This is a genomic window from Cupriavidus sp. H18C1 (assembly GCF_049311595.1).
Taxonomy (GTDB): Bacteria; Pseudomonadota; Gammaproteobacteria; order Burkholderiales; family Burkholderiaceae; genus Cupriavidus; species Cupriavidus cauae.
Genome location: NZ_CP186009.1, coordinates 1977904 through 1991008, shown reverse-complemented (window position 1 = coordinate 1991008; position 13105 = coordinate 1977904). Strand labels below are relative to the sequence as shown.

Below are 13105 nucleotides of genomic sequence, written 5' to 3'. Positions count from 1 at the left end.
GCGGCGGTTTGCGATCATCAGGATCCCCCGCCTGGAGAGCGATGCCTAGCTTGCCGGCAACGCCATCCAGCGTGCCACCTCCCGCGCCACCCACTCCGGATCGTCGTGCGGCAGGTCGTGCCCCGCCCAGGGGTGCACGCGATGCGGGACCGACCACGCCGTCGCCAATCGCGCCGAGCAGGCCGGCGACACCAGCCGGTCGGCCGCCGACGACAGCAGCAGCGTGGCGCAGCGCGGCGGCGCCGTGCCGGCGCGGAAGCGGGCCGCCGCCAGCAATTGGCGCAGCGCATTGGCGCGGCTGACCGGCGCCTCGGCGCGGATCGCGGCCCAGCGGGCCACGTCGGCCTCGCGCACGTCGGTGCGGGCGCAGGTCAGCCGATGGATGATGGCCTCGCAGCGTCGGCCGTCCTGCCACGATCGCATCAGCCCAAGCACCGCAGGCCATGCGCCGACACGCATGCGCTGATGCGGCGCGCCGAACGGCCGCATGCTGGTGTTGATCAGCACCAGCCGTTCGATGTCGTCGGCATGCTGCTGCGCCCACGCGGTCGCCACCATGCCCCCCAGCGACATGGCCAGCAGCCGGTACGGCGCGTGCAGGCCGGCCAATGCCGCATCGCTGCGCAGCTGGGACACGATGTCCGCCACCGTCGCCGGGGAGCGCCGGCCGGCATGGCTGCCGTTGCCCGGCAGATCGAGCATCGTCAGGCGATCGTCATCGCCAACCGCGCCGCTGCGCCGCAGCGCCGCCGGCAGTTCGCCCCAATGGCGCGCCTCGCGCGTCAGCCCACGCAGCAGGATCCAGTCGCTCATCGTGTCGGCCTGCCGTCGGGGGCGCGCCAGTGCTCGCTGGCCTCGCGCCAGATCGCCTGCCGCGCCGCGCCGGTCGGCAGCCAGCGCGCCGGCGCGAAGGCGGCGCGCGCGAGGAAGTCGAACAGGCTGACATGGCGGCGCAGCACGCGCGCGGTGCGATGCGCCTTGACCGGATTGAAGAAGCCGTCGCGCGAGAACAGCTGCCGCGGATTCTTCTTGATCCACAGCCACGAACCCAGTTCGAGCGTCATCGGCAGGAAGATATGCGGCGCGGGCGTGCGGTCATAGGCGTAGTCCCACAGGTCGCCGTGCACCAGGTACTGGTGGCTCTGCGGCTCGAAGGCGTAGCCGTGGTGCGGGTGGGCCTGCTCGAACAGCGTCTTCAGCACGTACATCTCGGGCAGATGCGGCATCGCGGCCTGCGTCCGTGCGTAGGGAAACCAGATGCTGTCGCGCCAGCCGTAGCCGGAATGGCAATCGACCGCGAAGCTCAGCGGCCGCGTCAGCAATTGCGCCTGCACCACGCGCAGCAGCGCGGTGCTCTCGGCCTCCATCGGCGTGCCGGCCCTGCCGCGGTACCACGGCAGCCACGGGCCGATGCGCTGGCCGCCGGCGAGGAAGGGCACGCGTCCCTCGGCATCCTGCGGCGCGTTGCGCATCAGGTCGACGCCGTTCGGATTGGCGCGCCGGCCGGCCCACATGCCGGCCGGGTTGACGATCGGCATGAACAACAGCCGGACCTTGCGCAATTGCAGATGCAGCAGCTCGTCCCATTCGAGGCGCTTGAGCAGCGCCCGCATATAGTCCAGCAGCAGTTGCGTGCCGATCCGTTCGAGGCCGTGGATGCCGCCGAACAGGCCGATCGCCGGCGCGCGCGGGTCGTGCGAGCCGATGCCGGCGAGGTACACCGGGAAGCGCCGCCCATGGCTGCTGGCCTCGCATACCACCTCGATATCGAAATGCGCCGCGCCGACTTCCAGCAGTGCGCGCAGCAGATCGAGCTCGGCGAAACTGTCGGAGGCGGGAAGGGGCATCGGGGCAGTTGGGCGGAAGTTGGACCGAAGCTGGGCGGAAGTTGCGCGGCGGTTGGGCGGCGGTTGCGCGGACGGCGAGCGGTGGGCCGCGACGGCGCCGGTCCATATGACGGAACGATGTTGCGAGTCTACTCGCGCAATATGACAGTGCCTTGTGACGACACGAGGCTGTCATCGAGCGGCGCCATGCGGCCGCGCCGGTCAACCGAGCTGCTCGGCCAGCACCTCGCGCGCGGCCTGCACCACCGGCGCCTCGCCGCGGCGCGGCGGCAGCAGGCAGAACTCGACCTCGGGCAGCGCGGGCAGGCGCAGCGACGAGGCGGTGGCCGCGTCGAGCGCGGCCACGCCGGCCGGAATGGCGGACCGGTTCAGGCAGGAGATGCCAAGCCCGGCGGCGAGCGCCATCTGCAGCCCGGCCACGCCGGACGCGGAGTGCGAGACGCGGTACGGCACGCGGGTGCGCTTCAGGATGCGGACCACGTACTGGTGCAGCGAGCAGGTGTCGGGCAGCAGCACCAGCGGCAACGGCGTGCCGATCCCGTCCGTTTCGCCGCGCGCGGCGACCCAGGCCAGCGGCTCCCGCCGCAACGGCCGCCAGCCGGCGCGCGAGCCGTGCGACCCACGCGACCGATCGGCGGCGGCGCCGCGCGCTCCGACGACGCGCATGGTCAGGCCGATGTCGAAGGCGTCGTCGTCGACGCTGGCGTCGATCGCCGCGCTCTTCATCACCGTCACATGCAGCCGCAGTTGCGGATGCCGCTCGCGCAGGCGGCGCAGCATGCCGGCGATCTCGCTGGTGCGGTAGTAGTCGGTGATGGCGAGCCGCAACTCGCCCGCCAGCGTCTCGCCGCGGATGTCCTGCATCGCCAGCGCATCCAGATCGAGCATGCGGCGCGCATGGCCGAGCAGCCGTTCGCCGGCCGGGGTGGGCTGCACGCCGCGGCGGCCGCGCAGCAGCAAAGGCACGCCGGCGCGCTCCTCCAGCTTGCGCAGCTGCTCGCTGACCGAGGACTGCGACAGGAACAGCCGGGGTGCCGCGGCCGACAGGCTGCCGCTGTCGGCCACCGCGACGAAGGTACGCAATTGTTCGAGATCGAAGCCGCGCATCGCCCGCTCCTGGTTTCGGATAATCCGATGGATGGTATCAAATCTTCCCGCTTTTCCGATGACAGCGCGGGCACTAGGATCGAGTCAGTGGCGGGGCGGCACGGAATATGGAGTCGGCCCGTGCCACCTTCCATCCATGTACCGACCATTTCACCGACCGTTCGAAGAGGAAACCGCGATGCCCCATCTCCAACTGCAGATCTCCGGCCGCCCCGACGCCGCGCTGACCGCCAAGGCCGCCGCCACCGTTGCCGAACTGACCCGTACCGTGCTGGGCAAGAAGCCCGAGGTGATGGCGGTGGCGGTCCAGTACGTGCCGCACGACGCCTGGTTCATCGACGGCCAGCCGCTGTCGGCGCTCGAGCGCAATGCCTTCCATCTCGATATCAGCGTCACCGACGAGACCAATACCAAGGCCGAGAAGGCGCGCTACCTCGAGGCGGTGCACCGCGCGTTGTCCGAGTTGATCGGCAATGTGCACGACTGCTCGTACATCCATGTGATCGACGCCCGGGCCGCGGCCTACGGTTATGGCGGCCGCACGCAGGAATACCGCCATCAGCACGGTTCGACGTTGTAGTTGAAGTTTGGCCGGAGCGGCGGCAAGTCGATCCGCTTCACGCTGCGGCCCCGCGGCCCCGCTGGGCCTCGGTAGCCCCGGTGGACTTGGTGGGCTCGGTGGGCTCGGTGGGCTCGGTGGGCTCGGTGGGCTCGGCGGGCTCGGCGGGCTCGGTGGGCTCAGTGGGCTCAGTGGGCTCGCCGACCCGGCGGCCGACCTCAGCCGGGCGGCAGCCGATACAGGCGCCGTGGCTGCCCGTCCGGCGACAGTTCGAACACGACGCCGCCGCCGCTGTCGGCTCCCTGTCCCGTCAGGGCCGTGATGACGACCTGATGCGTCACCATCAGATACGGCCCGCCGCGCGGATCGAGCTGGTCGATAAAGCGGGACAGCGCGGCGGTCTGGTGCGTGCGGGCACCGGAGTCGCCGAAGAAGGAATTGAGCATCGGCAGCACCGTGACGGGACCGAGGTCCATCAGGCGCGCGGTGTCCTGGCAGCGGCACCAGGCGCTGCTCCAGACGGCGCTGGGACGAAAGCCCGCCGCACGCCACGCGCTGCCCAGGCGCTGCGCCTGGGCGCGGCCGGCCGTGTCGAGATTGCGCTGCGTCGCGCAGGACTGCAGGTCGAAGCCGGGCGGGTCGCCGATGCCGGGTGCATTGGCATGCCGCAGCAACACCACCACATTGGGGCGGGCCAGCGCCGAGACGTGAAGCGTGCCAACCGGTTGCGCGAGCGCGCTGGACACGCTGGCCGGCATCGCCGATGCGAGCATTGCCCAACAGGCGATGCGGGCCGCAATGCCGAACGCATCGCGTCGCCGCGGGGAGGGTGTGCCGATGGCCGGTCTGCTGCGATCGATCATGTTGTTCCTCCTTGCTGCGCGCGCCTGGCCTCGGATCCGCAGCCCATATCGGGCGGCTCGCCCAGGACCGCTGCCTCCAATGGCTGCCTCCAATGGCTGCCTCCTGTGGCTGCCTTGCACGGCCGCCCCCAACAGCTGCATGGAACGACTGCCTCTAACAGCGGCCTGGAACGACTGTCTCTAACGGCCGGGCCAAGGGCTCCGTTCAAGGGCTGCGATCAAGGGCTGCATTTAACGGCTGCGATTAACGCTGCATTTAACGGCTGAGCCCGCGCGCCGAAATCTGCCACAGCGATTCGACCTTGCCGTCGCGCACGCCGACCAGCGTGTCGTACAGGTTCAGCGTCGGATCGCAATGGCCGGGCACCAGCCACAGCGGTTCGCCCAGCTGCGGCAGCGCCGGCATCTCGCCGCCGACTGCCGGCACCGGCCGCACGATGCCGTGCTCGTCGTTGGCGGCGACATAGGCCAGCCGCGTGCTGCGCATGCCGCCGTTGCGCTCCCCGCCGCTGCGGCCCGCGCCGTTGTGGTCGACGCCGTTGCGTTCCCCCGCCGTTGCGTTCCCATACCCACGGCAGCCCCGAGTCGACCGCCATCGACTTCAATCCGGCATCGACCACGACCTGGCCCTGCGCCGCCGTACTCATCACCGTGGTCGCGATAAACAGGCTGTGCTCGAAGCGCAGCGCCTCGGCCGCGCCGTCGTCACCGCGCGCGTTGCTGCCGTAGTCGCCGTCCATGAACACATACGACCCGGGCTGGATCTCGGTGAAGACGCCGCTGGCCAGGTCGAATTCGACACTGCCGCTGCCGCCGCCGGTGACCACCTGGCAGGGCGCGCCGGCCGCCGCGAGCCGGGCCGCCACCGCGCCGGCACGCTCGGCCGCGCGCGCCGCGGCCTCGCGCCGGGCGGCGTGGTCGCGCACATGCTGGATGCCCCCATGGTAGGCCTGCAATCCGCCGAACGACAGCCGCGGCTGCGCGGCGATCCGCTCGGCCAGCCGCAGCGCGGCGTCGGCATCCGCCACGCCGCAACGGCCCTGTCCGATGTCGAGTTCGACCAGCACCGTCAGCCCGCTCTGCTCGCGTTCGGCGGCCTCGGCCAGCGCGCGCACCTGGACGACGGCGTCGACGCAGACGCTGATCCGAGCGTGGCGCGCCATCCGGGCCAGCAGCATGGCCTTCGCCGGGCCGGCGATCTCGTTGCTGATATGGATGTCGGCGACGCCGGCGCGCAGGAAGGGCAGCGCCTCGCTGACCTTCTGGCAGCAGATGCCGACGGCGCCGCGCGTCATTTGCGCCAGCGCAATGTCCGGACATTTGTGCGCCTTGGCATGGGGCCGCAGCGCGACGCCGGCCCGATCCGCGGCCTGCTGCATCCGTTGCAGATTGCGCTCGAAGGCATCGAGCTCCAGTACCAGCGCGGGCGTGTCGATCGCCTGCCACGGTTGGCCGGGATCGGCGATCGGGGGGCAGGGCGGGCAGTCCCGCGGGATCGCGCAAGACGGGCAGGTCGGTCGCAGCGGAAGGCACGGGGCGGTGGTCTGGCATGACGGGGATGTCTCCATAAGGGGCGGTGGGCCGAATGGCGTCGGGCGCGGGGCATCATCGGCCGATCGGGACGGGCTGTCAAACCGTGCCGTGGCGCGCGGCCGCGGGTGCCGGACCGCTACACGGGTCCCCGTGCCACGGGTCCCTGCCCGGGTTTCCCGTGCCGTGTTCCGTGCGCCGTGGGCCGCGGGAGACGCTGTCGCGCTTGTCCTACACGGCTTGCGGCGGCCGTCCGACTGCGGGGGACGGATGCCGACGACTATGCTGACAGTGATGCACCGCGCCTCCCGCGCGGCGCTCCCCAGCCCCCCGCACCGTCCCCCCTCGCCATGCATGCCACGCCCAACCCGTCCGCGCAGTCCGGTGCGCCATCCGCACCGACCACGGGTGGCGCGCGGGCGGCGCCATCGCGGGACGAGGCGGCAGTCGAGCCGCTGGCCGGGGCGACGGCGGCGGGCCATGCCGCGGCCACACAGCCGGACGCATCGGCCATCGCCGCGAATGCCGGTGATGGCGAGCTTTCGGCGGCCGCACAGCCGGCCGCTTCGGCCATCTCCGCGAATGCCCGCGATCGCGAGCCTGGGGCGACCACACAGCGGGACGCATCGGCCATCGCCGTGGGCGAGTCCGGAGCGGCCTCATCCGCAGCCTCATCGGCCGCCACATCGGCGGCCGAGCCGGCGCGCGGCCCGACCAGTGCCCGCATGCTGCCGGTCGCGATCCAGCGCGGCAGCCTGGCGCTGGTGGTGCTGGCGACGCTGGCCTGCCTGTACGCGCTGCATGTCGCCAAGGCCTTCGTGATTCCGGTGGTGCTGGCGGTGATCCTGACCTATCTGCTCGATCCGCTGGTGTCGGCGCTCCATCGGCAGCGGCTGCCGCGCCCGATTGGCGCGACGCTGGTGTTGCTGGGCCTGGTCGCGGTGCTGCTGTGCGGCGCCTATCTGCTGCAGGGCCAGGTGGAGGCCATCGTCGACCGTCTGCCCGAGATCGCGCGCAAGCTCTCGCGCAGCCTGTCGGCGCTGCTCAGTGGCGACGACTCGATGTGGCAGAAGATCCAGCGCGCGGCGACCGTGCTGACCGGCGGCACGCCGCAGCTCTCGCGCGGCGCGCCCGTCGTGATCGAAAAGCCCGCCGGCGCGCTGCACGACATGGTATTGGCCGGCTCGGTCAGCGCCTTTGCCGCGGCGGGCCAGGCCGTGGTGGTGCTGTTCCTGACCTTCTTCCTGCTGGTGTCGGGCGACATGTTCAAGCGCAAGTTCGTCAAGATGGCGGGCCGCACGCTGACGCAGAAGAAGGTCAACGTCCATATGCTGGGCGAGATCAACCGGGCGATCCAGCGCTACATGCTGATGCTGCTGATCACCAATGCCGCACTGGGGGTCTGTACCTGGTTCCTGCTGAAGGCGATCGGGCTGCAGCATGCCGGCACCTGGGCGCTGGCCGCGGCGGGGCTGCATCTGATTCCGTATTTCGGCTCGGGCGCCACGGCGATTGCGCTTGGCGTGGCGGCCTTCATGCAGTTCGGCACGCTGGGTCTGGCCGCCGCGGCGGCCGGGGGCTCGATACTGATCGCGACGCTGATCGGCTCGGTGGTGCAGACCTGGATGACCGGACGGATGGCGAAGATGAATCCGGTGGCGGTGTTCGTCGCGCTGCTGCTGTTCACCTGGTTGTGGGGCGCCTGGGGCATGCTGCTGGCGATTCCCCTGGCTGTGATCGCCAAGGTGGTGGCCGATCATATCGAAGGGCTGGAGGTCGTAGCGGAGTTCCTCGGGGAATAAGGGCGGCGGGCGGAATAGCGGCGGGCGGTGGAAACAGGGTCGGCTTGCGGCCCGGGGCGGGCGGTAGAAGGGTGTCGGCCTGCGGCACGGGGTGGGCGGTGGAACGGGGTCGGCCTGCGGCACGGGGCGGGCGGTGGAAGTGGGGGCGGTCTGCGGCCCCGGGGCGGGCGGTGGAACGGGGTTGGCCTGCGGCACAGGGGTCGACGGAACAGGGCGGCCGGCAAGACCCTGCCCCGAGCAGGGCCGAGGCTTGACCTGCAGTCCGCTGGATTATATCGTAAGATATGTTTTTCGATATAACGAGCGACTGACCCATGCCTCCTCGCCATCCTCACGGCCGGCACGGCCACGGCCCCGGCGGACCCGGCGGCCCCTTCGGGGGATTCGGCGGCTTCGGCTCCGATGCCGACGGGCTGCGCCGCGGCCGCAAGCTCGGCGCAGACGATCTGCAACTGCTGCTGCTCGACCTGCTGGCCGAGCAGCCCAGCCACGGCTACGAGCTGATCAAGGCCCTGGAAGCGCGCAGCGCCGGCTTCTACAAGCCCAGCCCGGGCGTGATCTATCCCGCCCTGACATATCTGGAGGAGATCGGCCACGCGGCGGTCGACGTCGACGGCAATCGCAAGTGCTATCGGTTGGCTGAGCCCGGCCGCGAGTTCCTGCAGGCCAACCGGGAGCGCCTGGCGCTGCTGTGGAACGGGCTGCGCCATGCGGCCCGCAAGATGGAGTGGGTGCGCCGCGCGCTCGCCGGCGAGCCGCCGCCCGAGCCGGACGAGCAGGGCAACGGCTGGCTGCCGGAGTTCGTGCAGGCGCGCATGGCGCTCAAGCGCGCGCTGCTGCTGCGTACCGATGCCTCGCCGGCCGAACAACGGCGCATCGCCGACATCCTGCTGCGCGCCGTCGCCGATATCGAAGACACCGAGGCAGCCGCCGTGCCGCCGCATCCCGCCCGACCACGCCAACCGAGGTAATGCATGTCCGCTACCGATCGCGCCAATAACGCCAATACGGCCAACACCGGCGATACCGCCAGTCCGCTCGATAGCCGCGGCGCCGCCGCGCTCGCCGTCGAACGCGTCCGCCATCCGCTGAAGTTCCGCCACATCCAGGTGGTCCGCACGCAGCGGCTCTCACCGGCGCTGCTGCGCGTGACTTTCACCGGCGACGACCTCGCCGACTTCGTCTCGGCCTCGTTCGACGACCACATCAAGGTGTTCCTGCCCGCGCCCGGACAGCAGCGCCCGGTGCTGCCCGAGATGGGACCCGACGGTCCGATGTTCCCCGAGGGACAGCCGCGCCCGATCGCGCGCGACTACACGCCGCGCCGCTACGACGCCGCGACGCGCGAGCTCGATATCGAATTCGTGCTGCACGGCGACGGTCCCGGCGCCAGCTGGGCGGCGCAGGCGCAGCCGGGCCAATGGCTGGGCATCGGCGGGCCGCGCGGTTCCTTCGTGATCCCGTCGGCGTTCGACTGGCACCTGCTGATCGGCGACGAAGCGGCGCTGCCCGCGATCGCCCGCCGTCTCGAGGAATTGCCCGCCGGCAAGCGCGTGGTGGTCGTGGTCCAGGTCGAGGATCGCGTGGCGCGTCTCGATCTGCGCAGCAATGCCGACTGCGAACTGCATTGGCTGTATCGCGCCGAAGGGGACGAATTGCTGACGACGCTGCGCCGGCTGGAATTGCCGGCCGGAGAGGGCTATGTCTGGGCCGCCGGCGAAGCCGCCGAGATGCGCGCGGTGCGCGCTTGCCTGGTTGACGAGCGCGGCATCGACAAGCGCCGCATCCGCGCGTCGGCCTACTGGAAGCACGGCGCGGTCGGCGTGCACGAGACGCTCGACGATTGAGCCGGCACGCCCTGGCGGCGGGTGCCCGGTGCGCGTCCATCGCCGCGATAGCGATGGACGCGCACCCGTAACCCGATTAACATCGTTGCCGGCGGCACTGACAACCGCCAACGTCGCTCGGACGGTTCCGGGCGCTTACGTACAAGGACAACCATGTCAGCCATTCCGGCATCCCCGGGCCCGAGCACTTCGGGCCAGCGCCGCTTCGCGCGCATCGATCGTCTTCCCCCTACGTCTTCAATATCACCGCCGAGCTCAAGATGGCCGCGCGCCGTCGCGGCGAGGACATCATCGACATGAGCATGGGCAACCCCGATGGCGCGACGCCCGCGCATATCGTGGCCAAGCTCACCGAGGCGGCGCAGCGCCCCAATACCCACGGCTACTCGACCTCGCGCGGCATTCCGCGGCTGCGGCGCGCGATCTCGCACTGGTATCGCGAGCGCTACGACGTCGAGATCGATCCGGAACGCGAGGCCATCGTGACGATCGGCTCGAAGGAGGGGCTGTCGCACCTGATGCTGGCCACGCTCGATCGCGGCGACACCGTGCTGGTGCCGGACCCGAGCTATCCGATTCACATCTATGGGGCGGTGATCGCCGGCGCCGATATCCGCTCGGTGCCGCTGATTCCCGGCGTGGATTTCTTCGCCGAACTCGAGCGCGCCATCCGCGGCAGCTATCCGAAGCCCAAGATGATCGTGCTGGGCTTCCCGTCCAACCCCACCGCGCAATGCGTCGAGCTCGATTTCTTCGAGCGCGTGATCGCACTGGCGCGCAAGCACGACATCCTGGTCGTGCACGACCTGGCCTATGCCGACATCGTCTTCGACGGCTGGAAGGCGCCGTCGATCCTGCAGGTGCCGGGCGCCAAGGACATCGCGGTGGAGTTCTTCACGCTGTCCAAGAGCTACAACATGGCCGGCTGGCGCATCGGCTTCATGGCCGGCAACGCCGACCTGGTGACGGCGCTGGCGCGCATCAAGAGCTATCACGACTACGGCACCTTCACGCCGCTGCAGATCGCCGCGATCGCCGCGCTCGAAGGCGACCAGCAGTGCGTGCGCGAGATCGCCGCGCAATACCAGTCGCGCCGCGACGTGTTGGCGCGCGGCCTGAACGAAGCCGGCTGGCCGGTGGAGCTGCCGAAGGCGTCGATGTATATCTGGGCGCGGATTCCTGAACCGTATCGCGCGCTGGGCTCGCTGGAATTTGCCAAGCAGCTGCTGGAGAAGGCCAAGGTCTCGGTATCGCCGGGCATCGGCTTCGGCGACTTCGGCGACGACTACGTCCGCTTCGCGCTGATCGAGAACGAATCGCGCATTCGGCAGGCGGTTCGGGGCATCAAGGCGATGTTCCGCGCCGATGGGCTGGTCGCGCCGGCCGTGCATGAGCCGGCGCGCGGGGGCGGGGCGAAGGGGTAATTCGTCGCGCCCGCGCGAGCGGGAGAGTCAGCAAGTCAAGGCAGGCGGCGCCAGCGGATGCCGCTTGCCCTGCCACGGCGACTCAAAGAATGCCCGCACCGCTTGCGCATCGACCTCGTCGTGGCTGGCGACCCGCCAGTGCGGGGTCTGGTCCTTGTCGACGATCAGCGCGCGCACGCCCTCGATGAAATCGCCGTCGGTGAAGGCGTGGCTGACGACGTCGAGCTCCATGCGAAAGCAGTCGGCCAGGTCCAGCCGGCGGCCGCGCAGCAGCAGTTCGCGCGTGACGGCCGTCATCAGGGGCGAGCGGCCGCGCAGCAGCGTGGCGGTCTTGGCGGCCCAGTCGGCCCGGTCGGCGCAGCAGGGATCCTGTTCGGCTGCCAGTCCCTGCAGGATCTCCGCCGGCGTCGCGTCGGGGCGGAAATGCCGCAGCAGGGCGGGCAGGATCTTCAGCAGCGGGGCGTCGGCCGCGGTGACCGGCGATGCGGGGACCAGCGCGCGGCGCAGGGTTGCGAGCACCGTGTCGCCGTTGCCGGGCCAGGCGCTGCCGGACCAGTCGATGCTGGCCAGCGTCGCCTCCAAGTCCGCCAAGGCGGCGCTGTCGACCGCGACATCCGCGAGCCCGCACAGCAGCGTGTCGGCCGCGCCGAGCGTCACCCCGGTCAGGCCCACATAGAGCGCCAGCTCGGGCGTCATGCGCGACAGGAAGTGGCTGGCGCCGACATCGGGCACCAGGCCGATGCCGGTCTCCGGCATCGCGACGCGCGCGCGTTCGGTGACGATGCGCAGCCGCGCGGCCTGCGCCAGCCCCATGCCGCCGCCCATCACGATGCCATCCATCAGCGCAACCACCGGCTTGTGATAGCGGTGCAGTTCGAAATCGAGCTGGTATTCGTCGACGAAGAAGCGGCGGTACAGCGGCTCGCCATCGTTGCCGCCATGCCGCGCCACGTCGTCGCGATAACTGTCGTACAGCGCGCGGATATCGCCACCGGCGCAGAACGCCTTGTCGCCTGCGCCGCGCAGTACCACGGCGACGACATCGTCCCGCGATGCCCATTGCCGCAGTCGTTCGCGCAGCGCCAGGATCATCGGATACGACAGCGCATTGAGCTGGCGCGGCCGGTTCAGCGTCACCAGTCCGACGCGATTGATGACCTCGAAGCGGACCTCGTCGGTGCCTTCGGCCTCGCTGCGCGGCGGCAGGGATTCGGCTCTTGCGTTCACGCCAACCCTCCCTCGGCGTCCAGGTACTGCCGAATCACGCCCGAGAAATCGAGCTGCCCATCGCCGCGCTGGCACATCGCCTGATACAGCTGCTGCGCCAGGGCGCCGAGGAACAGCGGCTGCCGCACCGCGCGCGCGGCGTCGTTGGCCAGCCCGAGGTCCTTGAGCATCAGCTCGGCGCCGAAGCCGCCGCTGTAGCCGCGCGCGGCCGGGGCGGTGTCGATCACGCCGGGGTAGGGGTTGTAGGTGTCGGAGGACCAGCAGCGCCCGGTCGAGGTGTTGACGATGCCGGCCAGCACCCTGGTGTCGATGCCGAGCCGGGCGCCGAGCGCCATCGCTTCGGACACGCCGATCATCGAAATGCCCAGGATCAGGTTGTTGCAGATCTTCGCGACCTGGCCCGTGCCGGTGTCGCCGCAGCGGACCACGTTCTTGCCCATGCCGGAGAGTACCGGCTGCAGCCGCTCGAACAGCGCCGCCTCGGCGCCGACCATGAAGGTCAGCGTGCCGCCCTGCGCGCCGCCGGTGCCCCCCTGACACCGGTGCGTCGGCGAACGGATTGTGCTGGCGCGCGGCCAGCGCGGCCAGTTCGCGTACCGTCGCCGGATCGATCGTGCTCGAATCGACCAGCGGCACGCCGGGACGCACGCCGGCCAGCACGCCGTTCTCGCCGGTGTAGACGCCGCGCACATGGGCCGCGGCCGGCAGCATCGTGATCACGATATCGGCTTCCGCGGCCGCCTGCCGCGGCGAATCGGCGCCGCTGGCGCCGGCTTCGCGCAACGCGGCCAGCGCCTGCGCGTTCAGGTCGAATACCGTCAGCGTGTGGCCGGCCTTCAGCAGGTTGCGCGCCATCGGCGCGCCCATGTTGCCCAGGCCGATGAAGGCGATATGCATCG

At 70.6% G+C, this 13105-nt stretch carries 9 protein-coding genes and 3 pseudogenes; 5 read left to right on the top strand and 7 right to left on the bottom strand.

What is annotated here, in order from left to right:
* Window positions 1–45: 45 nt before the first annotated feature.
* From OJJOAM_RS24830 to OJJOAM_RS24820, 3 genes are all read right to left on the bottom strand, one after another.
* Complete coding sequence (locus OJJOAM_RS24830) at window positions 46–813, bottom strand: alpha/beta fold hydrolase (RefSeq protein WP_422650235.1); 768 nt, start codon at window positions 811–813, stop codon at window positions 46–48.
* Window positions 810–1847, bottom strand: coding sequence for a M14 family zinc carboxypeptidase (locus OJJOAM_RS24825; RefSeq protein WP_422650234.1), 1038 nt, complete (start codon window positions 1845–1847; stop codon window positions 810–812). Before OJJOAM_RS24825 ends, OJJOAM_RS24830 begins: the two co-directional genes overlap by 4 nt.
* Before the next feature lie 201 nt (window positions 1848–2048).
* Window positions 2049–2954, bottom strand: a complete 906-nt coding sequence (locus tag OJJOAM_RS24820; protein WP_422650233.1) for a LysR family transcriptional regulator — start codon at window positions 2952–2954, stop codon at window positions 2049–2051.
* A 178-nt stretch (window positions 2955–3132) separates the two neighbouring features.
* On the opposite strand from OJJOAM_RS24820, the gene OJJOAM_RS24815 reads away from it, so the two are divergent.
* The gene (locus tag OJJOAM_RS24815; protein WP_422650232.1) at window positions 3133–3534 is read left to right on the top strand and encodes a tautomerase family protein; all 402 of its coding nucleotides are present in this window, start codon (window positions 3133–3135) and stop codon (window positions 3532–3534) included.
* 197 nt (window positions 3535–3731) lie between these two features.
* On the opposite strand, the gene OJJOAM_RS24810 is transcribed toward OJJOAM_RS24815, so the two are convergent.
* Together OJJOAM_RS24810 and OJJOAM_RS24805 are read right to left on the bottom strand one after the other, a co-directional pair.
* Window positions 3732–4376, bottom strand: a complete 645-nt coding sequence (locus OJJOAM_RS24810; protein WP_422650231.1) for a histidine phosphatase family protein — start codon at window positions 4374–4376, stop codon at window positions 3732–3734.
* Between the two features lie 256 nt (window positions 4377–4632).
* Window positions 4633–5755, bottom strand: a pseudogene (locus OJJOAM_RS24805) (DSD1 family PLP-dependent enzyme).
* A gap of 876 nt (window positions 5756–6631) precedes the next feature.
* On the opposite strand from OJJOAM_RS24805, the gene OJJOAM_RS24800 reads away from it, so the two are divergent.
* From OJJOAM_RS24800 to alaC, 4 genes and pseudogenes are all read left to right on the top strand, one after another.
* Window positions 6632–7708 (top strand): AI-2E family transporter, encoded by a 1077-nt coding sequence (locus OJJOAM_RS24800; RefSeq protein WP_422650230.1) that lies wholly within the window; start codon window positions 6632–6634, stop codon window positions 7706–7708.
* A 314-nt stretch (window positions 7709–8022) separates the two neighbouring features.
* The gene (locus tag OJJOAM_RS24795) at window positions 8023–8679 is read left to right on the top strand and encodes a PadR family transcriptional regulator (protein WP_422650229.1); all 657 of its coding nucleotides are present in this window, start codon (window positions 8023–8025) and stop codon (window positions 8677–8679) included.
* Window positions 8680–8682: 3 nt separating this feature from the next.
* Window positions 8683–9555, top strand: coding sequence for a siderophore-interacting protein (locus tag OJJOAM_RS24790; protein ID WP_422650228.1), 873 nt, complete (start codon window positions 8683–8685; stop codon window positions 9553–9555).
* Window positions 9556–9708: 153 nt separating this feature from the next.
* Window positions 9709–10979: pseudogene (alaC, locus tag OJJOAM_RS24785) on the top strand (alanine transaminase).
* Between the two features lie 27 nt (window positions 10980–11006).
* On the opposite strand, the gene OJJOAM_RS24780 reads toward alaC, so the two are convergent.
* Together OJJOAM_RS24780 and mmsB are read right to left on the bottom strand one after the other, a co-directional pair.
* The gene (locus OJJOAM_RS24780; RefSeq protein ID WP_422650227.1) at window positions 11007–12206 is read right to left on the bottom strand and encodes an enoyl-CoA hydratase/isomerase family protein; all 1200 of its coding nucleotides are present in this window, start codon (window positions 12204–12206) and stop codon (window positions 11007–11009) included.
* Window positions 12203–13103, bottom strand: a pseudogene (gene mmsB / locus OJJOAM_RS24775) (3-hydroxyisobutyrate dehydrogenase). Before mmsB ends, OJJOAM_RS24780 begins: the two are co-directional and overlap by 4 nt.
* Between the last annotated feature and the right edge of the window lie 2 nt (window positions 13104–13105).